This is a genomic window from Corynebacterium sp. HMSC077D03 (assembly GCF_001808545.1).
In the GTDB taxonomy this organism is placed as follows: Bacteria; Actinomycetota; Actinomycetes; order Mycobacteriales; family Mycobacteriaceae; genus Corynebacterium; species Corynebacterium simulans.
In genome coordinates this window covers 20,704-44,052 of the sequence record NZ_KV793700.1, presented here as the reverse complement: position 1 = coordinate 44,052, position 23,349 = coordinate 20,704, and the positions used below count along the sequence as shown (strand labels likewise).

Genomic DNA, 23,349 nt, shown 5'->3' with positions numbered 1-23,349 from the left:
GGGATAAAGCGATGGACTTATCGCAAGCGCGAAATGGCCTTGATGGAACGCTGCATTCTCCAGTGCGGTTGAGCATCCTTGGGGCGCTGAATTCAGTTGACTCGGTTGACTATCAGACGCTAAAGGATGCCCTTGGTGTCAGCTATTCGCTTCTGACTAAGCACATTGGAATCTTGGAACAGGCCGGCTTAGTGAAAGTGGATAAGCAATTTGTTTCCCGCACGCCGGTAACCAATCTGAAGCTTACGAAGCAGGGCAGGCAGCAATTTGAGGACTACCTGCTCTGTTTGGATAGGATTGTTCAGGGCTTGACGGCTGAGCCGCTAGATTAGCGGAGGAAAGCACCCAAAATCGTGCCGAGATTGCCCAAGTGGTCTACCTCGGAAGCGAGGTAATCCGGCCCGCCGACTCGGCCCATGACGATGACGTAGTTGGTGCCAACCAGTGGGGCTGCGGCCAGCGCGGAATCGAGAAGTGACCAGGACTCGGGGATCCAATCCTCGCGGTCTGGGTTCAAGATTCGGGCAGTGTCGACGTCAATGCTTTCGGGGATGGTGCCGTCGTCGGCGGGAGCGGCATCGGAGCCAACCACGCGGCTGATGGGGGCATTGTTGTTGATTACGATGGCCCAGTTAGAGGTAAGTGCCTTTGGGATGGCCGCGCAGACCTCCTCCATAGCGGCGGTGACGTTCTTCTTGGAAGCGACGTCGGCAAGCAAGCTAATCTGCCCCCGGCGATCGACGCGGCCGCTGAAGGGGCGGATCGAATCGATATCGACGCCGTCGACGCCTTGGGCGGCGGTGATGATTTCATCGGCCATTGCGCCCTTGGGTAGCTCAATCACGATGTCATCCATGACTGAACCATCAGGGAAGTTTTCCACGATGTCGACGGATTCGATATTGGCGTCGACGTTGCCTAAAGCGTCCGCTAACTTGCCTAAGCTACCGGGGGTATCGGGAAGGAGGACACGGACGAGGAAGGACATTTTTAACTTTCGGTCGTAAGAATAGTTTTCACTATCGTACAAGCCCAATTCCACAGTGTTCAATAGAAATTTTCTGGAAAACCGGAATTAAATTCGCGCGTAGGTGATCGGGGACCGGTGCTGTGTCGGAACCTGTTCGTGCAGTACCATGGTGCGATAGCTACAAGAATGTAACCAATCACGTCTGTGTATTAAAGGATGGAGAACGCGTGTCTGAGATTTCGCGTGAAGAGGTCGCGCACCTGGCTAAGCTGTCGCGCCTTGCGCTAAGCGACGAAGAGCTGGAGCAGTTTGCGACGCAGATCGACAAGATTGTCGATTCCGTGTCTGCTGTGGGCAAGGTCGACGCCGAGGGCGTCGAGCCGATGTCCCACCCGCACTCTGTGGTCGCTCCGATGCGTGAGGACGTCATCGTACGCACCCTGACCGCCGAGCAGGCCTTGGATCAGGCTCCGGCTGCCGAGGATGATCGTTTCGTAGTACCGCAGATTTTGGGTGGAGGAGAAGAATAATGTCGACTTTCATTGCACCTGAAGAAGGAATTTTAAGCCTTTCCGCTGCGGAGCTGGCGGATAAGATCCATTCCCGTGAGCTGACCTCCCGCGAGGTGACGCAGGCATTCTTGGATCGCATCGCGGAGACCAACGACGAGCTCAACGCATTCCTCTACGTCGGTGCGGAGCAGGCACTGGCTACTGCCGACGCCGTCGATAAGGCGCTCGATGCGGGCGAAAAGCCGGCCTCCGCACTGGCTGGCGTCCCTCTAGCTCTGAAGGACCTACTGGTTACTACCGACGCTCCGACTACCGCAGCTTCCAAGATGCTGGAAGGCTGGATGTCTCCTTATGACGCAACCTTGGTCACCAAGCTGCGTGAGGCGGGCATCCCGATTCTGGGCAAGACCAACTTGGACGAGTTTGCAATGGGTTCCTCCAATGAGAACTCCGCGTATGGCCCGGCACATAACCCGTACGACACCGAGCGCACCCCGGGTGGCTCCGGTGGCGGTACTGCTGCAGCTCTTGCGGCAGGCCAGGCGCCGTTGGGCATCGGTACCGATACTGGCGGATCGATCCGTCAGCCGGCAGCGCTGACCAATACCGTCGGCGTGAAGCCGACCTACGGCACCGTTTCTCGTTATGGCCTCATCGCTGCTGCTTCTTCTCTGGATCAGGCTGGCCCCACCGCCCGCACGGTTCTGGATACTGCGCTGCTGCATGAGGTTATCGCTGGCCACGACGCATTCGATGCAACCTCCGTGGATAAGCCGGTCGCGCCGGTCGTGGAGGCTGCTCGCGAAGGAGCAAAGGGCGATCTTACTGGCGTCAAGGTCGGCCTCATTAAGCAATTTGAGCGCGACGGCTGGCAGCCGGGCGTCATGGAGGCTTACCACGCAGCGGTAGAGCAGCTTAAAGAACAGGGCGCGGAGATTGTCGAGGTGGACTGCCCGCACTTTGATGATGCGCTGGCCGCCTACTACCTGATTATGCCGTGTGAGGTTTCTTCTAACCTAGCGCGCTTCGACGGCATGCGCTATGGCCTGCGCGAGGGCGACGATGGATCGCACTCCGCAGAAGAGGTTATGTCTTTGTCCCGTGCGGCGGGATTTGGTCCTGAGGTCAAGCGCCGCATCATGCTGGGCACTTATGCGTTGTCCGTGGGTTACTACGATGCGTACTACCTGCAGGCACAGCGCGTGCGAACGCTGATTGCGCAGGACTTTAAGAAGGCCTTCGAGAAGGTCGATGTCTTGGTTTCCCCGACCACCCCAACCACCGCATTCAAGCTGGGCGAGAAGGTTGAGGATCCGATGGCGATGTACAACTTCGACCTGTGCACGCTGCCATTGAACCTCGCGGGTGTGTGCGGCATGTCCGTGCCCGCCGGCATGGCATCTGATACCAACCTGCCGACGGGCCTGCAGATCATGGCCCCGGCCTTCGCAGATGACCGCCTGTACAAGGTCGGCGCTGCCTACGAAGCTGGCCGTAAGTAGCTAGCTTTTACTTCGCGTCTGAGAGGACGTAGGAAGCACCCGCGGAGGCCGCCGTTACGCTCAGCACGGCGGGCCACGCGCCAATCTTCTTGGCCAGCGGGTGCGAGGCGCCGAATGCGCCTACATAGAGTGCGGATAGGGCCGCGGTGGTAGCTGGGTTGGTCTTTGCCAACCAGCTGCGGCCGGCCCAGATTCCCGCTGCACCGAGGATGACGCCGCCCAACGGGCGAATGCCGGTCTCCTTGGCGCTGAGCCAGCCACCGATGAGGCCAAAGGCCACGGTGGTAGCAGTGGATACTTGCTGTGGTTTCTTGATATCGATCATTGCCATGACGGCCAGTTTAGGCCCGTGTCGGTGGCTGTCGCTAGACTTCGCAGTCATGAATGTGCCCACTTTTGAAGCTGAAGGATTACCACCAGAGCGGCAGGCGTGGCGGGCGATGTTCGCCTTGTCTCTGGGCTTTTTCGTGTCATTGCTCGATCAGTCGATGATCGCAGTTGCTTTGCCTAGCATCCAGAAAGGGCTAGGTGCCTCTATCAACGAGGTGCTGTGGGTCTCGGCTATCTATTTGTTGGGCGTGGTCGTTCCATTGCTGTGCACGGGCCGCCTGGGAGACATTTTCGGGCAAAAGCGAATGTTCCAACTGGGCGTGAGTGTATTCGGTTTGGGTGCGCTGGCCTGTGCTTTAGCGCCCAATATTTCGGTTCTCATTGCCGCTCGTGCGGTGCAGGGCGTCGGCGCCTCGTTGCAGATGCCGCAGTCGATGGCTGTCATCAATCGCGTCTTTGCCCGTGAGCGGCGGGGACGTGCGCTTGGAGTGTGGGGAGTTATTGGTTCGGTCGCTTCACTTTTAGGACCTTTGCTGGGCGGATTCCTTGTTGGTGGCTTTGGCTGGCCGGCAGTGTTTTGGGTGCACGTTCCTTTCGTGGTTGCGGCAGTGGTGCTTTCGGCCATGTGTGTTCCGGCGCTGAAGACCACAGCGCGCAAGGTCGACGGCGTTTCGGTGGCGGTGTCCTTTATTGCTTTGAGCGCCCTCGTGTTCGGCATTCAGCAAGGCCCTGAGACTGGCTGGGATGGCTGGATTTGGGCACTGTTGGCCGTAGGACTCGCAGGCCTGGGAGCCTTTGTGTGGCTGCAATCTCGAGCTGGCAGCGAGGCTTTGGTGCCGCTGCGGCTTTTCGACGACCGCAATTACTCCGCGGGCAGCTTCGCAATCGTTGCTATGGGCTTTATGGCCGCGTCGATGATGCTGCCCATCATGTTGTGGCTACAGCAGGACAAGGGGGTTGGGGCGGCAACTGCGGGAGTCATCGTGGCGCCGATGGCACTGGTGTCTTTACTGATTTCACCGGTGGCTGGGATCTTGGCGGATCGCTTGGACCCGCGGCGGTTGGCGATTACCGGTTTCGTGATTATGGCGGCGTCGTTTAGCGCGGCGCTTGTGGTGATTAACCTAGATTTCGGCGCGTGGTGGATGTGCGCGCCGGTTGCTGTGCTGGGCTGCGGGCAATCCTTCATCTGGGGCTCGAATGCAGCGACCACTATGCGCGACGTACCGCTGGATCTAATGGGGGCTGCTTCGGGCGTGTACAACACCTCGCGCCAGGTGGGCTCGGTCCTCGGCGTCGCGGCAGTCTCGGCCGCACTTCAGGTGGCGGGTATTTCTGCTGCACTTTTCGTCATCATAGCGGTGCTTGTAGTCGGTGGGCTGGCTTCCTTAAGCTTTCGGGACACCCTGCACGGTGCGAGCGAAATTATGAGCGGGTAAGTTGGAACTCATGCGCCTTGCTGTACTTACCTCCGGCGGCGATTGCCCCGGCCTGAATGCTGTTATCCGCGCGGTTGTTCGCACCGCTTCCAACGAATTCGGTTCCACAGTCGTGGGCTACGAAGACGGTTGGGTAGGCCTGATGGAAGATCGCCGGCGAGATCTTTATGACGACGCCGAAATCGATCGCATCCTGTTGCGTGGCGGAACCATTCTGGGTACTGGCCGTCTGCACCCCGATAAGTTCAAGGCTGGTCTGGATACCATCAAGGCAAATATGGAAGACGCTGGCGTTGACGCGCTCATTGCCATCGGTGGCGAGGGCACGCTAAAGGGCGCGAAGTGGCTGTCCGACAATGGAATTCCGGTCATTGGTGTACCAAAAACTATTGACAACGACGTTAACGCCACCGACTACACCTTCGGTTTCGATACCGCAGTATCCGTGGCTACTGACGCTATCGACCGCCTGCACACCACTGCTGAGTCCCATGACCGCATCCTCATCGTGGAGGTCATGGGCCGTCACGTGGGTTGGATTGCACTGCACGCGGGCATGGCCGGCGGCGCGCACTATACGGTCATTCCCGAGGTGCCTTTCGATATCGCCGACATCACCAAGGCGATGGAACGCCGTTTCCAGATGGGCGAGAAGTACGGAATCATCTGTGTGGCTGAGGGTGCGTTGCCGAAGGAAGGCACCATGGACTTTGAAGAGGGCGGAGTTGATCAGTTCGGTCACCAGACCTTCAACGGTATCGGCCAGGTTATCGGTGACGAGATTAAGAAGCGCACCGGCTACGACGTGCGTACCACGGTGCTAGGCCACATCCAGCGTGGCGGTACGCCGACTGCTTATGACCGTGTGCTTGCAACGCGCTACGGAGTCCATGCCGCTCGCGCCGCTCACGATGGCAAGTCGGGCATGTGCGTGGCGCTGCATGGCGAGAGCATCGACCTGGTTCCGCTGGAAGAAGCCGTGGGCAAGCTGAAGGTTGTTCCGCCGAAGCGTTATGCCAACGCCCAAGCGTTGTTTGGCTAGATAGGACGCATATAAAAAATGTCACCTCGCCTGTGAGGTGACATTTTTCGTTTTGCCTAGAAATGGATGCGAAGGGCGGGCACGTCGGCGTCGACAATCCACGGCTCCGCAGTGATGCGAATCGGGGGTTCGCCCTCCGCGAAGGCCATGGTGTCGCCATCCTTTAAGGTCGCGCCTTGTTGGGCGTAGTCAGCAATGTTGGCAAGCATGGAGTACAGTTCGTCGGGGCTGCCCTGGAAGTCGCGGATCTGGAGTTCTGGGTGGCCGAGCATGGGCATGCCCAAAGTATAGGCCTGAAGGCCGTTGTCGTCCTGTGCCACCCAAGTGGACGCGAGGTAGTGCGCGGGCAGCTTATCGGCCACAGCTTCAACGTAGTTTTCCGTGCTCTCGGCCACGCGGCCCACGGAGTTAAGGACCGCAATTGCGCCGGGAGTCTGGGCAATTGCCGACGTCGCAAGGCCTAACGTGACCAGCTGGTGCAGACGGGCCTCGCGGGTGTTCTTGATGAGTTCGAGGCGCTCGTTAGAGGGGAAGACGTTGATAAGGACCATGCACGCGATGTCCTCCCAGCCTGCAGGATCGCCGGACAGAATTGGGTGCTGATGGAAGGATGGATCACCTTCAAGGTCTGCTCGAGTTGCTGCGGCCGGAGTAAACGCGAGGGCATACTCGTCGTTGATTTCTACGACCATGGACTTCTCCGATTTCTCCAGCGGTCCGAGGTTCTTGCCGAAGGCTTGTGTAATCATGGACTTCATCGCTTCGGTATCGGGCGCGCTGTCGAAGAACACGAGGGAGGTGGCCAGAGACGTGACGAGGCCATAGTCAACAGCGTGTGGGGTTCCTTGTGGGGAAGCGGTGGTCATTGAGGGCTCCTTAGCTGTTTGTGGCTTGCTTTCGCTGTAGTTTCGCTTTAGTTATGCGGTGGTTTCGGGCGCACGCCGCGTAACCGTATCGGCCATCATAGGGGAATGCATGCGCGTTCGTGGCTTCATACTAAGATGGCACCCATGACTGCTGCGATTTATGACCTGATGGACTACGACGAGGTCCTAGAGAAGTTCGAACCAGTAATGGGTATGGAAGTTCACGTCGAGCTCAATACCCAAACCAAGATGTTTTCCACATCGCCGACGAACTTCAACGCAGCGCCGAACTCGAACGTCGACCCAGTGTCCTTGGGCCTGCCAGGCGCACTGCCGGTAGTCAACTCTGCCGGCGTCGAGGGCGCAATCAAGATTGGTCTTGCGCTCAACTGCAAGATCGCTGAGTCTTCTCGGTTCGCGCGCAAAAACTACTTCTACCCAGACCAGCCGAAGAACTACCAGATCTCTCAGTACGACGAGCCGATCGCGTACGACGGTTACCTGGATGTCGTTCTGGAGGATGGCACCGAGTGGCGCGTTGAGATCGAGCGAGCACACATGGAGGAAGACACCGGCAAGCTGACTCACATCGGTGGCGCTACCGGCCGTATCCATGGTGCGACGAGCTCCCTGGTGGACTGTAACCGCGCCGGCATCCCGCTCATCGAGATCGTTACCAAGCCGATCATCGGCGCTGGCGAGCGCGCTCCTGAGGTTGCCAAGGCTTATGTTTCCGCTTTGCGCGAGCTGGTTGCAGCCCTCGGTGTTTCTGATGCTCGCATGGACCAGGGCTCTATGCGCGTTGACTCCAACCTCTCCCTGCGCCCGGTGGGCCAGGAGGAGTTTGGTACCCGTACCGAGACCAAGAATATTAACTCCCTGAAGTCCGTGGAGCAGGCAGTGCGCTTCGAAATGCAGCGCCAGGCCCAGGTCATCACCGATGGCGGCGAGATCGTCCAGGAGACCCGCCACTACCAGGAGGCGGATGGTTCTACCTCCAAGGGACGTCCAAAGGAGACCGCTGAGGATTACCGCTACTTCAACGACCCGGATCTGCCGCCGGTTATCGTTTCCCGCGAGTGGGTGGAAGAGATCCGCAAGACCTTGCCGGAGATGCCATGGATCCGCCGCGCTCGCATCCAGGAAGAGTGGGGCTTGAAGGATGAAGAAATGCGTGACCTCGTCAATGCTGGCGCGCTTGATCTCATCGTCGCTACCGCTGAAGCTGGCGCGAAGCCGGATGAGGCACGTTCCTGGTGGGTTTCTTACCTGGCGGGTAAGGCGAACGAGGCCGGCGTGGAGCTTAGCGCTCTCGATATCAGCCCGGAGCAGGTCGCGCGCGTTATCGCATTGATTAACGAGGGCAAGCTGACCAACAAGTTGGCGCGCCAGGCGGTCGACGGCGTCTTGGCGGGCGAGGGTGACGTTGACGAGGTCGTCGCTAAGCGCGGGCTCGAGGTTGTGCGTGACGACGGCGCGATTGAAGCTGCTGTTGACGAGGCTCTTGCCGCTAACCCGGACATCGTGGAGAAGTACAAGGCTGGCAACACGAAGGTCACCGGCGCCATCGTGGGTGCCGTCATGAAGGCCACCCGCGGCAAGGCAGACCCAGCGCAGGTTAACAAGCTGATTGCGGAGAAACTGCAGGGTTAATTGAGTTTTGGGAGCCATTTTCATTAGGCGCCGGTAATGAAAACAGGCGTAGGGTGGTTCTCATGCCAATTAAGACTAAAGCACTTCAGAAGACCTCTCCCGATGCACCATTCAAGGTCGTGGAAATCGAGCGCCGCGACCCGCGCGAGGATGATGTAGTTATCGACATCAAGGCCGCGGGTATCTGCCACTCTGATATCCACACCATTCGTAATGAGTGGGGAGAGGCTCATTTCCCGCTGACCGTCGGTCACGAGATCGCCGGAGTTGTCTCCGCGGTGGGCGAGAACGTCACCCAGTTCAAGGTTGGTGACCGCGTCGGCGTCGGCTGCCTCGTCAACTCCTGCGGAGAGTGCGAGCAGTGCCAGGCCGCTATGGAGCAGAACTGCTTGAACGGCAACGTTGGCACCTATAACTCTAAAGACGTCGACGGGACCATCACGCAGGGTGGCTACGCGCAAAAGGTCGTTGTTAACGAGAATTTTGTTCTGCGCATTCCAGACGGACTCGACTTCGACGTTGCCGCACCGCTGCTGTGTGCAGGTATCACCACCTACTCACCCCTAGCGCGTTGGAACGTCCAGGAGGGGGATAAAGTAGCCATCGTCGGTCTCGGCGGCCTGGGCCACATGGGCGTCCAGATTGCTGCGGCAAAGGGCGCAGACGTCACCGTGCTCTCCCGTACCTCACGCAAGGCGGAGGAAGCGAAGAAGCTTGGCGCACACCGCACGCTCGCAACCTCTGAGGAAGAGGACTTCTTCAAGAACCACCGTGGTGAGTTCGATTTCATCCTCTCCACGATTTCGGCGCAGTACGATCTTGAGGGCTACCTTGGGCTGCTGAAGCCACGCGGCATTATGTCCGTGGTTGGCCTGCCTCCGGAGGCAATGTCGCTGAAGCTCAGCCGAATTGTTGGCGGCGGTAAGGTCCTCACGGGCAACAATATCGGCGGCATCGCCGAGACTCAGGAGATGCTCGACTTCTGTGCGGAGCATGGTTTGGGTGCAGTCATCGAGAAGGTGGATGTAGACGAGGTTGACGCAGCTTACGCTCGCGTGGTCGAAGGTGACGTCAAGTTCCGATTCGTAATTGATACCGAATCGTTTAATAACTAAATACTTCTCGGGTTTCCACAGGTCCGGGCGCTTTTCTATCGAGCCTAGTTTTCAGGTTTTAAAGGATTGGCGCTCGGGCGTTTGTGATTTGCGGGCTAGGCTTGCGTACTCTTGATCGAGGCTATCGTTTATTAAATCGTCTAATAAGTAAGGCAATCAGACACACGTGTCTACCAAAAATATTCTGTCCATTTCTTTGTCCTTCGTGGGACTGCTCGTCGGTGCCGGCTTTGCAACCGGCCAGGAAGTCGTGCAGTACTTCACGTCCTTTGGCCTATCTGGCGTGTGGGGAATCATCGTTGCTGGCATCGTAATGACGCTGGCCGGCACAGTCTTCCTGCAGTTGGGTAGCTACTTCCATGCCTCAGAGCACAACCAGGTATTCCGTGAGGTCACCCACCCAATCGTTTCCAAGTGCCTCGATGTGGCCGTTATCTTGACCTTGTTTGCGGTCGGCTTCGTGATGTTGGCAGGCGCAGGTTCCAACCTAGAGCAGCAGTTCGGCTGGTCGGCTTGGGTGGGCTCACTGCTCATGCTCGTCATGGTCATGGGTGTGGGCATGCTCGACGTCAACAAGGTCTCGCAGGTCATCGGTATGCTCACGCCAACCATCATCATCGCGGTTTTGGGCGTTGGCATCTACACGTTGATGAACATGCCCGCTGATCCGGGTGCCGCTATCGCAGCTTCTGCTGAGATCGAGTCTCCGATCTCCAACTGGTTGGTTTCAGCGCTCAACTACAACGGCCTAGCTCTGATTCTCGCGGTGTCCATGTCCCTGGTTATCGGTGGCGATAACATCAGCCCGCGCGAAGCAGGCTGGGGCGGCGTTGTCGGCGGCTCTCTCTATGCGGTCCTGATGGGAATCGCAGGCTTTACGCTGCTGATGAACACCGATATGCTCGGTGACTCTGACATTCCGATGCTGACCTTGGTTGACTCCATCCACCCAGTACTGGGCGTCATCATGGCAATTATCATCTACCTGATGATCTTCAATACCGCTATCGGCATGTTCTACGCGCTGGGCAAGCGTCTGTCCGCTGGCCATGAAGACCGTTACCGTCCGATCTTCCTGGCGGGCTGCCTGGCAGGCTTTGCGGTTTCTTTCGCCGGCTTCAAGACTCTGATGCAGTACGTTTACCCGGTTCTGGGTTACATTGGCTTCATTCTGGTGGTCATCTTGGCCGTTGCGTGGCTGCGTTCCCTTGGCCAGATCCGGGATGAGGGCATGCGCCGCGAGCGTATCCGTGCCCTGATGCACCTGAAGCTGCACCCAGATAAGGAATACGACGCTGCTCGTTACGATGACGAAATCGGCCAACACATCGTTGACTCCAACATGGAGGACGAGACACTGTACGAGGATCTGGCGACCGAAGTTGCAGAGAGTCTAGACGGTGACGAGGAGGTCGACTTCGATAAGGACGAGTGGGAAGAGAACCGCAACGAAGCGACCTACTACACCGAGCGCGATGCAGTCGAGACTGACCGCTCTGAAGAAGAAATCAAGGCGTGGATTGAGGAAACCGGCGCTACCGGTGACCCAGAAGAGGACGAGGAGCTTCCTGCCGAATCTGGCGAGGCCAAGCCCTTCACGCCAAACAGCAAGTAAAAATACTCGCTAATGAAGAAGTAGCTTCGCTGTCAGAACCATCATCACGCAACCGATAGCGAAGTTCACATAACGCCATGTGGTGGGCTTTGCAAGCACAGGCGAAAGCTTGAATGCTCCATAGCCCAGGGTGGGGAACCACACGGCACTGGCCAGCAGCGCGCCGGCGGCAAAAAGCCAGCGCTGCTGGCCATATTGCTGTGCAATGCCGCCAAGCATGACCAATACGTCAACGTATGTCAGGGGGTTGAGCCAGGTCAGTGCCATCGCTCCCATAACGGGCTTTAGCCAGGTGCGTGACTTAAGGCGGGGCGCGGTTATGACGGCAGTAGAGCCGTGGACTGACTGTGGCTGCACCGTGGGCTGAGTGTTTTCGACGACGAGTGCCTCTTGTTCCTTCTTGAAGGCATCGCGGAAGCAGCTAAAGCCAAAGTAAAGCAGGTAGGCCGCACCTAGGTACTTCATGATGACTAGGCCGGTAGGGAACTTTTCCACGAGGACGCCCATACCGCCGACACCGGCATTGATCAGGATGACGTCGCTAAGCAAGCAGGCGAGGATGATGGCGCTAATGTGATCGCGTTTAACACCCATCTTGATGATGTACGCATTTTGGGGGCCAATGGCGATGATCAGAGATAGACCGAGAAGGAAGCCTGCGAGCAGAATTGACATGAGATTTAGTGTGCCTGAGCAGTGTTCTGAAGTCTAGTTAATGATTCTAAAGCTGATTTAGAATAGCTTCATGAACCCGGTGCATTTGGAAACTTTGCTGGTGATTTTAGAAGAGGGCAGCTTTGAAGTTGCGGCCGCAGTGTTGGGAATCACTCCTTCGGCGGTTAGTCAGCGCATCAAGGCGCTTGAGCAGAAGACGGGCCGTATTCTTCTGCATCGCTCCACGCCTGTTACGGCAACCGAGGCGGGGGAGATTTTGCTGCAGTCGGCCCGGCGCATGGCGTTGTTGCAGGCGGAGACAGACGCCCGTCTGCAGGCCCGGCTAGCTCGCGTGCCGCTTACCGTAGCGGTCAATTCTGATTCCTTGGCCACGTGGTTCAAGCAGGTGGTGCGCGACGTCGCCAAGCGCGGCGAGGTGGCGCTGCGCATCCGCATTGAAGATGAAGCGCGCAGCCTGGCCATGCTGCATCGCGGCGACGTGCTGGGTGCGATCACCCGCGAGCATGCGCCGGTCTCCGGCTGCGAGTCGACCTACTTGGGTTCGCTGCGTTATTTCGCGGTGGCGGCCCCGAACCTGGCTGAAGGGTTTGAGTCATGGGAGACAATGCCGCTGGTGGGATATGGCCCCAATGATCAGATTTTGGACGATGCGATGCGGGAGCGATTTATTGATTCGCATGTCATCCGCGCGCGGGTCTCACAGATTCCTTCTTCCGAGGGCTATCTCGACGCTGTGCGTTACGGCTTGGGGTGGGGCCTAGTCAGTGAGCTGCAGGCGCGGCCGCTTATCGACGCCGGGGAGCTAAAGGTCTTGGATGATAAGCCGATGGACATCGATCTCTACTGGCAGCGCTGGCGCCTGGAGTCAGAGATGCTCGAGCATCTCACCGAGACAGTGATTGCTGCCTCTAGTGTTTTGCGGCAAGTTGGCGCTGGAAGGGCTCAGGATTCTTAATCTCCTCGCCAGCAGGGAGTGGTCCTGGAAGCTGGGTGCCTGCAGCAAAAGGCTGACCGCTAAATCGCCCGCGGTCATGTGGCTGCATGAGCCAGTCCATATTGGGGCCAACCGGGACAATCTTGGTGGGGTTGATCTCGGTGTGGACCATGAAATAGTGCTGCTTTATCTCAGTGAAGTCGGTGGTATCACCGAATCCCGGAAGCTGGAAGAGCTCCTGCAGGTAGCCGCGGATGTTGGGCATTTCCGCCATCTTGGCCCGCGAGCACTTGAAATGGGAGTAGTAGACGGGATCAAATCGGATCAGCGTGACGAAAAGGCGGATATCGGTCTCGGTGATGTGGTCTCCGACCATGTAGCGCTGGGTGCCCAAGCGCTTTTCAACCCAATCGAGCGCCTCCCAGAGGTCTGCGTATGCCTTTTCGTAGGCATCCTGGGAGCCGGCGAAGCCGCAACGGTACACGCCGTTGTTGATGTTATGGAAGATATAGTCGTTTAGCTCTTCAATTTCGGCAGCGTGCTCGTCCGGGTAAAGATTCGGCGCACCGGCGCGCTGGAATGGTGTCCACTCCTTGATGAAGTCGCGCACCATGGAAGAATAATCATTGGTGACCACGCGCTTCGTTGACTCTTCGACGAGCGCAGGGACCGTGATTCCACGTGGGTAATCGGGGTAGCGGTTGAAGTATGCCTCCTGAAGGCGCGCGATGCCGAGGACCGGATCTACTTCGCCCGGATCAAGGTCGAAGGTCCAGGAGCGGATGTCATGGGTGGGGCCGGCCAGGCCCAAGGAGATGGCGTCTTCCAGCCCCATGAGGCGGCGGGTGATAACGGCGCGGTGTGCCCATGGGCAGGCGCGGGCGGCAATCAGGCGGTATCGTCCGGACTCTAGTGGCCAGCGGAAGGTGCCGTTTTCTTGGGCGGTCACCTCGCTTACCCGGCCGGAGATCCTGTCTTCGATGTAGTTGGTATCGCGGATAAATTCGCCGTCGGGTGAGGCATTTTTAGCGTCGCCGGCCCAGTCGGGGTTTGAATTGGTGCTCATTTCGAGTGGCCCTCCAGTGGTCTGCGCAGTTTTGTATACGTGTCAACAAAGTTTATTTCTCGATGGTACATCCTTTAAATGGAAGTGGCCAAGACGGCAATAAAAATCTATGGCTAGCCCGCGCCGCGCCGTGTGATGTGCAACATTTGCGCTGGGTGCTGCCCTAAGTTTGAAGTATGAGCGATAAGAACGTACCCGATAAAGCAACGAGCTTCGACGACGATCTCGATATCCCGACCTATAACGCAGACGCGAAGGCTGAAGAAAAGCCCACCCGGTCCCGCTTGTTTAAGCGTGCCGGCCGCGCCGAGCCGCAGGAGATTAAGCCGAACGCGCAGACTGTGCCAGAGACGGCCCTCGGGGAGGAAGAGGCTGAGGAAGAGGCTACTGAAACCCGGCAGTTTGAGACGCTGCGTGCGGAGGACCCAAAGACGGAGAAGGTGGAGAAGGTAGAAGAGGTGCCGGAACCTGTCTACGGTGACGAGGACTTTGCTACCACTGCGATGCCGGCTAGCGCGGCTGACCTCGATGAGGATGAAGAATCGGTGGATGAGACTGCTGTCGAGACCAACGAAGACGAGCAGGTACGCCGTGATGGCTACCGCGAGTATGGTCGCCGCGGAACCATTGACTTTGGTCTGCTTTTCGTGCGTATCGCGCTGAGCGCTTACTTGCTTATCGCCGGTGCAACCACCTTCTTCAAGCTCGGTGGCGGCGAAGGGCTTTCCGGCCTGGAAACGGACTTTGCTGATTACGCTTTCGCATCCCCGCTGGCTATCGCGGTTCCGACGATGCAGCTTATCGCTGGCGCCTTCTTGCTGCTCGGCCTAGTGACTCCTTTTGCGGCAATGATTGGCCTCGTCGTTACCGGCTTTATGGCGCTGCACGAGCTGGCCGCCTCCGGTGCTGGCCTGGACATTTTCAACTGGCCGGATTCCGTCTGGCTGTCGCTGGTGCTGTTCGTTATTGCGGTGGCACTGCAGTTTACTGGCCCGGGCTTTATCTCCTTCGACGCAAAACGTTCTTGGGCGCGTCGCCCACTAGCTACCTCGTGGATCTTCGTGGTCATCGGCATCGCCGTGCTGGTAGCGCTGTGGTGGTTCGGCGCCGCCGTTAATCCGCTGGCCTAAATCGCTCTTTAGTTTAGGAATCCGCTGGCTCGCATTGGGCTGGCGGATTTTTTAGATCCCCTTGATTTCCATAGTGGAAAGTGTCATAGTTTCTTATATGGAAAACAAGCAGAACTCCGATGACGTTCTCGAAGCTTTGAACTTCGAGACGCAGGTAAACGCGCGGGCGAGCCGCAAACAAACTTTTCTATATTTTCTGATTGCGATTTTTGGAGCCGGTTCGATCGTCGCGATGAATCTTCTCCCCAAAGGAGCGCCCTTGGCAGCCTTTTTAGTGGTCTTTTTGGTTGTAATATGCGCCATTGCGATTGTTGTGGAGCGTAAAAAGAAGACGCGCCCCGCTCTGCGCCAAGATCCCCTCAACCAGCCCAAGGCGGATAGGCGCTATATGTTGGGCGTGTTCATTATGCTAAGCCCGATGCTTTTCAACCCGTTTATTAAGGGCAATGTCGTTGCGGTGGTCGTTGTGGCCGCGGTCTGGGCGTGCGGAGCTTTTTGGGCACTGCAAAGCGGTGCGCTGGATTTGCAGAAGCGAGCAGTGGGCAATGCCTGAGCTTCATCCGGTGATTCACCCGATTAACCGCTTTAAGATTTGCGCCACGCTCAATGCTTATGGCGCGGCGGATGCCACGATGCGCATGGAGATGCGCTTTTCCTCGCTGCGTGATGAGACGGGGCTTTCCGACGCCACGCTGTCCAAGCAGTTGAATACGCTAGAAGAGGCAGGGTTGGTCAGCCGCTTTAGAGAATATGGTTCCTCGCGGTCGAAGGACGCCGTGTGGGTGATGCTGACTGCCGAAGGCCGCGAGGCCTTTGCAAATCATTTGGCGGCTCTGCGCGAGATGGCAGGCGAAGCCGCGACGTAGCGCAGGCAGTAGGCAAAGAGCGCTACTGCGATGAAGGTGAGCCAGACGAAGTCGTCGACCAAGAACTTCTGATAGTAGGGCTGGCTGTGAACGTCGATGGAATCGCCGAACCACCACTTCGGCGGGACGGATACAACCATGGCGATCCACGCCGTCATTACCGCGAGGAGAAAGCCCGCAACCCAGGTGTGGTTGCGCCAAGTCCATGCGCGGTAGGTAAAGACCGGGATGATAAGCGCCAGCCAGACCCAGTGGTGTGACCACGAGACAGGGGAAATCAGCAGCATGACGAGGGCGGTGACCAACTGGGCGTCGACAAGCATGTTGCGTTTCAAAAGAGCCAGGATAAGGCGTGCGCCAATCACAACCACCGCGAGGGAGCCGACCAACCAGATGAGGTTGATCAGGGTGCTGTTGTTTTCCATTGCCTCCGTGGAGGTATAAAGGCGCTGGACCACCGCCTTGAGCGAGCTATTGGACTGGTAATCCGTGGCCACGCCGAAATCCGCGCCGGAGCCCATGTCGAGCAGCTTGGAGGTGAAAAACTCCTCGAAGGCCTGCCAGCGCACTGCGCCGGCGATGAGGGTGGCCGCGGTTGCTGTGCCGATCGCAACGAAGATCGGCTTCAGTTCTTTGCGCAGCAAGAAATAAAGGAGCATCGCCAGCGGAGTAATCTTGATGGCGGCAGCCAATCCGATGAGGATGCCCTGCGGCAGAAAACGCTTGCGGGGTACCAGATCGAGGACAACTAATGCCATCACCACGATGTTGACCTGGGCAAAGCCATTGTTGAGGCGAATCGGCTCAAATGCCAGGGTAGCCGCCCAACACAGCGCAACGACGGGAAGCAACAGGTCTTGACGCTTTAAAATCGCGCGGAATACAAAATAGAGGCAGACCAGAAGCAGCAGGTCTGACAGGATGTTCATGATGTCGCCGGCTAGATCGTGGGTGATCCAGTCGGGCGCAGTAAGCGGGACCATCGCGAGCGCGCCGAAAGGTGGGTAGATAAAAGGCAGCGCAATGTCACCGGCCATCATTGGCTCGGAGTAGAGCGAACGTCCCTCGATGTATGCCTTGACGCCTTCGCGGTAGATCACCATGTCGATGGGGAAGTCGGTCATACGCGTGTGCTTGACCATTCCAATGGTTCCGGCAATTAGTCCGAAGAGGGTCAGCGCCCATTTGGCCGCCGATGCAGTCGTAGTATTCGCGGATTTCATCGGAATCAACAATAGGACACTTTCGCCCATGCGCTGCGTAGGACGTGGCGCATGGGCGAAGTTAGTGTGATGATTTGGGCTAATTCACGTGTCCATCGACCACGCGGACTGCGCCGCGGTCGGCCGAGGTGGCCATCGCCGCGTAGGCGCGCAGTGCCTTGGTGACGGGGCGATTGCGGGAGACGGGCGTCCAGGGTTTTTCGCGGGACAGCTGCGCTTGGCGACGGCGCTCAATTTCTGCCTCATCAATGTCTAGGGTGAGCTTGCGCGCGTGGATGTCGATGGAAATCTGATCGCCATCTTCGACCAAGCCGATGAGTCCACCGTGTGCGGCCTCCGGGGAGATGTGTCCGATGGAGAGTCCGGAGGTGCCGCCAGAAAAACGACCGTCGGTAATCAGCGCGCATGCCTTGCCGAGACCCGAGCCCTTGAGGAAGGACGTCGGGTGCAGCATCTCCTGCATGCCGGGGCCACCGGAGGGGCCTTCGTAGCGGATGACGATGACATCGCCAGCCTTGATCTCGCGGCGCAGGATGATAGAGACGGCTTCTTCTTGGGACTCCACCACGCGGGCCGGGCCGGAGAACTTCCACAGTTCTTCCTCGACACCCGCTGCCTTAACGATGGCGCCATTCGGAGCGAGGTTGCCGCGCAGGACCACGAGGCCACCGTCGGAGGAGTAAGCGTACTCTGCATCATGGATGCAGCCATTGGCTTGGTCGGTATCCAGCGACTCCCAGCGGTTGGATTGGGAGAAAGGTTTGGTGGTGCGCACGCCACCCGGTGCGGCGTAGAAGAGCTCGCGGGCCTTGTCCAGAGCCTTGTCGTTACGGATGTCCCAGTCGTCCAACCACTGTTCAGCGTTGTCGTAGAGCGCGGTGTACACCTTCAGGTGGAGGTGGCCAGCGCGACGCAGCTCACCAAGGATGGCGGGGATGCCGCCGGCGCGGTGTACGTCCTCGATGTGATAAGTGCCGTTGGGCGCCACCTTAGATAGGCACGGTACGCGGTAGGAAATGTCGTTGATGTCCTCGAGGGTGAAATCAACCTCCGCTTCCTGTGCTGCGGCGAGAGTGTGCAAGATGGTGTTGGTGGACCCGCCCATGGCCATGTCCAATGCCATGGCATTGCTAAAGGCTTCCTTCGTTGCGATGGCGCGCGGCAGCACGGAATCGTCCTCTTCACCGTAGTGACGGCGACACATGTCGACGATGGTGGTGCCTGCCTTTGTAAAAAGCTCCTTGCGCGCGGTGTGGGTTGCCAGAGTGGTCCCGTTTCCGGGCAGTGCCAGACCTAAAGCCTCGGTAAGGCAATTCATCGAGTTGGCGGTGAACATGCCAGAGCATGAGCCGCACGTCGGGCATGCGGATTCCTCGATGGTGCGTAGGTCGGAGTCTGAAACTGCCTCGGATGCCGAGGCGGTGATGGCAGTAATGAGATCCGTCGGCGCGTGCGCAATGCCATCGACGACGACTGCTTTGCCTGCCTCCATGGGGCCACCGGAGACGAAGATGGTGGGGATATTGAGACGAAGCGCGGCATTGAGCATGCCCGGGGTGATTTTGTCGCAATTGGAGATGCATACCAAGGCGTCGGCAGTATGCGCGTTGGCCATGTACTCGATGGAATCTGAGATGATCTCGCGCGAAGGTAGGGAGTAGAGCATGCCTCCGTGGCCCATGGCGATGCCGTCATCAACTGCGATGGTGTTGAATTCCTTGGGCACGCCACCAGCGGCGCGGATTGCATCCGCTACGATGTCGCCGACGTTTTTAAGGTGAACGTGTCCGGGCACAAACTGTGTATAGGAGTTTGCGATCGCCACGATGGGTTTGCCGAACTCATGTTCTTGGGTGCCGGTTGCGCGCCAGAGCGCTCTGGCGCCAGAGGCTTGCCTGCCTACGGTTGTAACTTTAGAGCGCAGCGGATACATGGGGAGTGGGTCATCCTTACTTATTAGTGCGACCAGCGTCTTTCTTGAGCTCCGGGTGCTTTGCTAGATGGCGGGCATACTCTTCTTTGCTCATCAAGACTTGTTGGCCGTCGCGGTGGACCACAACAACTTTCTCGTCGGCCGCCTCGCGCCCGGCAGTCAGGGCGTCGGGAATGCGACCACGCGAGGCCTTAGAAAGCTCAGGCAGAGAATTGAAGGTGATGCCGGGAAGGGAGTACTGCTTGCCCGACTTCGTGCGCGCAAAGGCGTGTGCACGCTGGAAGCCGATACCAGAGAACTCTTCCCAAGGGATGGTCTTGGAGCCTTTGAACGCGTAGCTAATGGCGATGCCTTTTTCGCTCACGCGGGTGCGAGACTTGAGAACCCACCAGATTCCGAGGATGGGGATGATGAGCAGCCATCCCAGGTATTTTGGGGCCCAACCGATGCTGAGCAAAGCGATGGCGGAGAGGAAGATAATTCCTAAGATGTGGTCGCGGGCGGGTGTGAATACCTTTGCCTGGGCATGGGTGGCCTGGGCGTCCGCGGTAGATGCGGAGTCAGCTTTCCGTGGGTGAGATGGCGTCATAGCTGCCTATGCTAATTCACATGGATAGTGCTGTGTAAACCGCCTCACCAGAACAATCCCATTTTATGGGATGCACATCCCAAAAATGGGGGTATTTGCCATATTCTGAATACCTGTATGTGTATAGTAATTGCCATGATCATTATTCGACTTCAGCTAGTAGTACCGGCGCGGCGTTTGCCGCATCGAGTCGCCGAGCAACTTCTTTAGCGACGTCGAAAAGCAAACGCCCTCGCCAACTACCTACCAGGCAGTTGGAACGAGGGCTTTTGTTATTTCTGGTCAGCTTGTAAGCCTCGTCGCCGCACCCTGGGCGCTGAAAGCTTAAAGACTCCTCGCCACCCATTGGGGAGAAAACTCAAAAGATACCGAGACCAAGTAAAAGGAGCGTTTTAGAAGTGGCTGCTACAAAAATGCCGACACCGGCAACGGTAGCCTCTGCATTGCAGGGAAACCGGCAACGCTAAGTGGCGCTGAGGCCATTGTTCGGACCCTAGAGGATCTTGGTACTGAGATTGTTTTTGGTATCCCAGGCGGCGCAGTTCTGCCACTCTACGATGCGCTGAACCGTTCTGCGAAGCTGCGGCACGTGCTCACGCGTCATGAACAGGGTGCGGGTCATGCCGCTGAGGGATATGCACAAGCTTCAGGGAAGGCGGGCGTCATGATCGCAACGTCTGGCCCTGGGGCGACCAACTTGGTGACGCCGCTTGCCGACGCCAACCTTGACTCCGTGCCGGTGGTGGCCATTACGGGGCAGGTGGGCACTGGGCTCCTTGGCACCGACGCCTTTCAGGAAGCGGATATCAGGGGCGTGACGATGCCGATTACCAAGCACAACTTCATCGTCACCGATCTGCAGGAGGTCCCCACTGCCATTGCTGCGGCCTTTCATTTGGCGTCCACAGGCCGGCCTGGTCCGGTCCTGGTTGATATTCCTAAGGACGTGCAAAATGCGCGGGTGGCGTACAAGTTTCCGCCGGAAATTGATCTGCCAGGATACAAGCCCAACACCATTCCGCACCCGCGGCAGATTACGCAGGCCGCCCAGCTGATTGCTTCGGCGAAGGCGCCGGTGCTGTACGTCGGCGGTGGCGTAATCAAGGCCAATGCTGCGCAGGAGCTAAGGGAGTTTGCGGAGCTTACTGGTATCCCCGTGGTTACTACCCTCATGGCCTTGGGAGCATTCCCGTCTACGCACCCGCAATTTTTCGGTATGCCCGGTATGCACGGAACTGTATCTGCGGTTGCCGCCCTGCAACGAGCGGATCTTCTGATAGCGGTCGGCGCGCGCTTTGATGATCGAGTTACGGGAGAAGTGGCAACCTTTGCTCCGCGTGCGCAGGTGATCCACGCTGATATTGATCCAGCCGAAATAGGCAAGATTCGTGCGGCCGAGGTGCCCATCGTTGGCGATGCCAAAGAGGTGCTGATCCAGTTGTGGAAGGCTTTCGTTCGGGATGATCAATTAGCCGTGCCCGAGATTGGGGAGTGGATGAGTTATCTGGCGGGGCTGCGCGAGCAGTTCCCGCGTGGCTACGAGCCGACCCCGGATGGGTTGATGAATCCGCAATATGTGATTGAGCAACTCAGCGAACTTGTTGGACCTGAAGCCATTTACTGCTCGGGAGTTGGTCAGCATCAGATGTGGTCGGCTCAGTTTATTGACTTTGAGCATCCACGTACGTGGCTGAATTCTGGTGGCGCGGGAACGATGGGCTATTCGGTCCCCGCGGCGCTGGGGGCAAAGGCTGCCTGTCCAGATAAAGAAGTGTGGGCAATTGATGGTGATGGATGCTTTCAGATGACCAATCAGGAATTGGTCACTGCCGCCATCGAGGGGCTGCCGTTTAAGGTGGCCGTCATTAACAACGGCAACCTGGGTATGGTGCGCCAATGGCAGACCCTTTTCTATGACCGGAACTACTCGCACACCAAGCTGCGCGAGCCTGACGAGTATCTGCCGGACTTTGTCCAACTGGCCAAGGCTCTTGGATGCGAAGCGATTCGGGTGACCACTCCGGAAGAGGTGGCACCTGCCATACGCAGGGCGCGAGGGATAACTGACCGACCGGTGGTCATCGACTTCATCGTGGGGCACGATGCGCAAGTGTGGCCCATGATTGGCGGTGGCGCTTCCAATGAACAAATTGAATACGCGCGGGGTCTGCGCCCATTGTTTGAGAAAGCTGGGGAAGAAAAGTGAGTCAGGTAGCAACGAATGAAGTTACTCGCCATACCCTGTCGGTATTGGTCCAGGACATTGAGGGAATAGCCTCGCGCGTGACCGGTATGTTCACCAGGCGCGGCTACAGCTTAGTTTCCCTCGTCTCGGCGCGCACCGAAGTGGAGGGGATAAACCGGCTTACCATCGTGGTTGATGCCTGCGACGTCATTATCGAGCAGATGACCAAGCAGCTGAATAAGATCGTGCCGGTTCTCAAGGTGGTGGAGCTGGAAGAAGAGGCAAGCATCGCCCGCGCGATCATGCTGGTGAAGGTCAATGCTGACAACACGAACCGCCCGCAGGTTGTGGATGCGGTGAATGTTTTTAGGGCCCGCATAGTCGACGTCGCGCAAGAGTCGGTTGTCGTCGAGGCAACCGGTACGCCGGGTAAGCTACGAGCATTGCTCGACGTCTTGGAGCCGTTTGGCATCCGGGAACTAGCGCAGTCTGGCCACGTGGCGCTGGGGCGCGGGCCTAAGACTCTGGCCCCCTCCAAATAAGAATCTCACAACACGAACATTCAATCTCACAGTGTGGTACAAGTGGACTTAGGTTCCACACCCACCATTGACACAGTAAGGAATTAAAGAAATGGCAATCGAGACTTTTTACGAAGCCGACGCTGACCTGTCCATTATCCAGAATCGAAAAGTCGCCGTCATTGGTTATGGCTCTCAAGGCCATGCGCACGCGCAGAACCTGCGCGACTCCGGCGTGGAGGTTGCTATCGGCTTGCGCGAGGAGTCTGCATTCCGAGAGCAGGCTGAAGAAGCTGGCTTCCAGGTTATGAGCAACGCTGAGGCTGCGCAGTGGGCCGACATCGTCATGCTGCTTGCTCCGGATACCTCGCAAGCGCAGATTTTTGCCGAGGATATTGCACCCAACCTGGAGCCTGGCAACGCGATCTTCTTCGGCCACGGACTCAATATTCACTTTGGTCTCATCAAGCCGGATGAGTCCATCACGGTCGGCATGGTTGCGCCGAAGGGGCCGGGCCATCTGGTGCGCCGCCAGTTTATCGACGGCAAGGGCGTGCCTTGCTTGATTGCAACGCAGCAGGACCCGCGTGGGGAAGGCCGCGATCTGACGCTTTCCTACGCTGCCGCTATTGGCGGTGCTCGTGCCGGCGTCATTCCAACGACGTTTAAGGCCGAGACCGAAACCGATCTCTTCGGCGAGCAGGCGGTTCTGTGTGGCTCCCTCGAGCAGTTAATTATGTATGGCTTCGAGACGCTGACTGAGGCTGGCTACGAGCCGGAAATGGCTTATTTTGAAGTCCTGCACGAGATCAAGCTCATCGTAGACCTCATTTACGAAGGTGGCCTGAGCGCCATGAATCATTCCATTTCTGATACGGCTGAGTTTGGCGGTTTCCTGGCGGGTCCTCGCATCATCGACGCTTCCGTGAAGGCACGCATGAAGGATGTGCTGACTGACATTCAGAACGGCACCTTTGTGCGACGCTTGGTCGCGAACGTTGAAGGCGGCAACAAGGAACTGGAAGATATGCGCGCCAAGGTTGCCCAGCACCCAGTGGAGGAGACCGGTACGAAGCTGCGTGAGCTCATGAGCTGGGTGCAGACGCCGGCGCAGGGCGGGTTCTAGAACGCCATCGGTGTGGCTTTGATGTCTGAATGATTGCGAATATGTGAGATATATTTC

General features: G+C 57.9%; 23 protein-coding genes. 15 read left to right on the top strand and 8 right to left on the bottom strand.

The features are described 5' to 3' along the window. The first annotated feature begins 11 nt into the window (after positions 1-11). Positions 12-332 (top strand): winged helix-turn-helix domain-containing protein, encoded by a 321-nt coding sequence (locus tag HMPREF2888_RS08780; RefSeq protein ID WP_061922071.1) that lies wholly within the window; start codon positions 12-14, stop codon positions 330-332. On the opposite strand, the gene HMPREF2888_RS08775 is transcribed toward HMPREF2888_RS08780, so the two are convergent. Further along, positions 329-988, bottom strand: a complete 660-nt coding sequence (locus HMPREF2888_RS08775) for an ACT domain-containing protein (RefSeq protein ID WP_061922074.1) — start codon at positions 986-988, stop codon at positions 329-331. The two genes, HMPREF2888_RS08780 and HMPREF2888_RS08775, sit on opposite strands and share 4 nt — an antisense overlap. Before the next feature lie 209 nt (positions 989-1,197). Between HMPREF2888_RS08775 and gatC the strand changes: the two genes are divergently transcribed. Further along, positions 1,198-1,500, top strand: a complete 303-nt coding sequence (gene gatC / locus HMPREF2888_RS08770) for an Asp-tRNA(Asn)/Glu-tRNA(Gln) amidotransferase subunit GatC (RefSeq protein ID WP_061922076.1) — start codon at positions 1,198-1,200, stop codon at positions 1,498-1,500. Continuing rightward, the gene (gene gatA, locus HMPREF2888_RS08765) at positions 1,500-2,984 is read left to right on the top strand and encodes an Asp-tRNA(Asn)/Glu-tRNA(Gln) amidotransferase subunit GatA (protein ID WP_061922079.1); all 1,485 of its coding nucleotides are present in this window, start codon (positions 1,500-1,502) and stop codon (positions 2,982-2,984) included. Before gatC ends, gatA begins: the two co-directional genes overlap by 1 nt. A 7-nt stretch (positions 2,985-2,991) precedes the next feature. Here the strand turns inward: gatA and HMPREF2888_RS08760 are convergent, their stop codons facing one another. Continuing rightward, positions 2,992-3,315, bottom strand: a complete 324-nt coding sequence (locus HMPREF2888_RS08760; RefSeq protein WP_061922175.1) for a hypothetical protein — start codon at positions 3,313-3,315, stop codon at positions 2,992-2,994. A gap of 49 nt (positions 3,316-3,364) precedes the next feature. Here HMPREF2888_RS08760 and HMPREF2888_RS08755 point away from each other — a divergent pair, with 49 nt between their 5' ends. Together HMPREF2888_RS08755 and HMPREF2888_RS08750 are read left to right on the top strand one after the other, a co-directional pair. Then, positions 3,365-4,753 (top strand): DHA2 family efflux MFS transporter permease subunit, encoded by a 1,389-nt coding sequence (locus HMPREF2888_RS08755; protein WP_061922082.1) that lies wholly within the window; start codon positions 3,365-3,367, stop codon positions 4,751-4,753. Between the two features lie 10 nt (positions 4,754-4,763). Beyond that, positions 4,764-5,795: an ATP-dependent 6-phosphofructokinase gene (locus HMPREF2888_RS08750; RefSeq protein ID WP_061922085.1), complete on the top strand. Its 1,032-nt coding sequence runs from the start codon at positions 4,764-4,766 to the stop codon at positions 5,793-5,795. A gap of 56 nt (positions 5,796-5,851) precedes the next feature. Here HMPREF2888_RS08750 and HMPREF2888_RS08745 read toward each other — a convergent pair whose 3' ends face one another. Beyond that, a complete protein-coding gene (locus tag HMPREF2888_RS08745; RefSeq protein ID WP_061922088.1) occupies positions 5,852-6,661 on the bottom strand; it encodes a DUF4261 domain-containing protein in 810 nt (269 codons plus the stop codon). Between the two features lie 144 nt (positions 6,662-6,805). On the opposite strand from HMPREF2888_RS08745, the gene gatB reads away from it, so the two are divergent. The 3 genes from gatB to HMPREF2888_RS08730 all read left to right on the top strand — a co-directional run bounded on the left by gatB (position 6,806) and on the right by HMPREF2888_RS08730 (position 11,044). Continuing rightward, complete coding sequence (gene gatB, locus HMPREF2888_RS08740; protein WP_061922090.1) at positions 6,806-8,314, top strand: Asp-tRNA(Asn)/Glu-tRNA(Gln) amidotransferase subunit GatB; 1,509 nt, start codon at positions 6,806-6,808, stop codon at positions 8,312-8,314. A gap of 62 nt (positions 8,315-8,376) precedes the next feature. After that, positions 8,377-9,429 (top strand): NAD(P)-dependent alcohol dehydrogenase, encoded by a 1,053-nt coding sequence (locus HMPREF2888_RS08735; RefSeq protein WP_061922093.1) that lies wholly within the window; start codon positions 8,377-8,379, stop codon positions 9,427-9,429. A gap of 166 nt (positions 9,430-9,595) precedes the next feature. After that, positions 9,596-11,044 carry a YkvI family membrane protein gene (locus HMPREF2888_RS08730; RefSeq protein ID WP_061922096.1) on the top strand — a complete coding sequence of 483 codons (1,449 nt, stop codon included), beginning with the start codon at positions 9,596-9,598 and terminating at the stop codon, positions 11,042-11,044. Positions 11,045-11,053: 9 nt separating this feature from the next. Here HMPREF2888_RS08730 and HMPREF2888_RS08725 read toward each other — a convergent pair whose 3' ends face one another. Further along, the gene (locus HMPREF2888_RS08725) at positions 11,054-11,719 is read right to left on the bottom strand and encodes a LysE/ArgO family amino acid transporter (protein WP_070456143.1); all 666 of its coding nucleotides are present in this window, start codon (positions 11,717-11,719) and stop codon (positions 11,054-11,056) included. Positions 11,720-11,789: 70 nt separating this feature from the next. On the opposite strand from HMPREF2888_RS08725, the gene HMPREF2888_RS08720 reads away from it, so the two are divergent. Then, the gene (locus tag HMPREF2888_RS08720) at positions 11,790-12,674 is read left to right on the top strand and encodes a LysR family transcriptional regulator ArgP (protein ID WP_061922099.1); all 885 of its coding nucleotides are present in this window, start codon (positions 11,790-11,792) and stop codon (positions 12,672-12,674) included. Here HMPREF2888_RS08720 and HMPREF2888_RS08715 read toward each other — a convergent pair. Then, the gene (locus HMPREF2888_RS08715; protein WP_061922102.1) at positions 12,628-13,719 is read right to left on the bottom strand and encodes a glutathione S-transferase family protein; all 1,092 of its coding nucleotides are present in this window, start codon (positions 13,717-13,719) and stop codon (positions 12,628-12,630) included. The two genes, HMPREF2888_RS08720 and HMPREF2888_RS08715, sit on opposite strands and share 47 nt — an antisense overlap. Before the next feature lie 176 nt (positions 13,720-13,895). Between HMPREF2888_RS08715 and HMPREF2888_RS08710 the strand changes: the two genes are divergently transcribed. From HMPREF2888_RS08710 to HMPREF2888_RS08700, 3 genes are all read left to right on the top strand, one after another. Next, entirely contained in the window at positions 13,896-14,849 is a 954-nt protein-coding gene (locus HMPREF2888_RS08710) for a DoxX family protein (protein ID WP_061922105.1), read from the top strand. Positions 14,850-14,946: 97 nt separating this feature from the next. Continuing rightward, complete coding sequence (locus HMPREF2888_RS08705) at positions 14,947-15,402, top strand: hypothetical protein (protein WP_061922108.1); 456 nt, start codon at positions 14,947-14,949, stop codon at positions 15,400-15,402. Then, on the top strand, positions 15,395-15,715 hold the full coding sequence (locus tag HMPREF2888_RS08700) for a transcriptional regulator (protein WP_061922111.1): 321 nt from the start codon (positions 15,395-15,397) through the stop codon (positions 15,713-15,715). The genes HMPREF2888_RS08705 and HMPREF2888_RS08700 overlap by 8 nt, the downstream gene beginning before the upstream one ends. Here HMPREF2888_RS08700 and HMPREF2888_RS08695 read toward each other — a convergent pair. The 3 genes from HMPREF2888_RS08695 to HMPREF2888_RS08685 all read right to left on the bottom strand — a co-directional run bounded on the left by HMPREF2888_RS08695 (position 15,670) and on the right by HMPREF2888_RS08685 (position 19,460). Continuing rightward, positions 15,670-16,938, bottom strand: a complete 1,269-nt coding sequence (locus HMPREF2888_RS08695; protein ID WP_061922114.1) for a glycosyltransferase family 87 protein — start codon at positions 16,936-16,938, stop codon at positions 15,670-15,672. The genes HMPREF2888_RS08700 and HMPREF2888_RS08695 overlap by 46 nt on opposite strands. A gap of 79 nt (positions 16,939-17,017) precedes the next feature. Then, entirely contained in the window at positions 17,018-18,871 is a 1,854-nt protein-coding gene (gene ilvD / locus HMPREF2888_RS08690; protein ID WP_061922116.1) for a dihydroxy-acid dehydratase, read from the bottom strand. A 16-nt stretch (positions 18,872-18,887) separates the two neighbouring features. After that, positions 18,888-19,460 (bottom strand): PH domain-containing protein, encoded by a 573-nt coding sequence (locus HMPREF2888_RS08685; protein WP_061922119.1) that lies wholly within the window; start codon positions 19,458-19,460, stop codon positions 18,888-18,890. 442 nt (positions 19,461-19,902) lie between these two features. Here HMPREF2888_RS08685 and HMPREF2888_RS08680 point away from each other — a divergent pair, with 442 nt between their 5' ends. The 3 genes from HMPREF2888_RS08680 to ilvC all read left to right on the top strand — a co-directional run bounded on the left by HMPREF2888_RS08680 (position 19,903) and on the right by ilvC (position 23,292). Beyond that, positions 19,903-21,666, top strand: a complete 1,764-nt coding sequence (locus HMPREF2888_RS08680; protein ID WP_061922122.1) for an acetolactate synthase large subunit — start codon at positions 19,903-19,905, stop codon at positions 21,664-21,666. Beyond that, positions 21,663-22,187 (top strand): acetolactate synthase small subunit, encoded by a 525-nt coding sequence (gene ilvN, locus HMPREF2888_RS08675; RefSeq protein ID WP_061922124.1) that lies wholly within the window; start codon positions 21,663-21,665, stop codon positions 22,185-22,187. Before HMPREF2888_RS08680 ends, ilvN begins: the two co-directional genes overlap by 4 nt. A gap of 91 nt (positions 22,188-22,278) precedes the next feature. Further along, positions 22,279-23,292 carry a ketol-acid reductoisomerase gene (gene ilvC / locus HMPREF2888_RS08670; protein ID WP_061922127.1) on the top strand — a complete coding sequence of 338 codons (1,014 nt, stop codon included), beginning with the start codon at positions 22,279-22,281 and terminating at the stop codon, positions 23,290-23,292. Positions 23,293-23,349 lie beyond the last annotated feature (57 nt).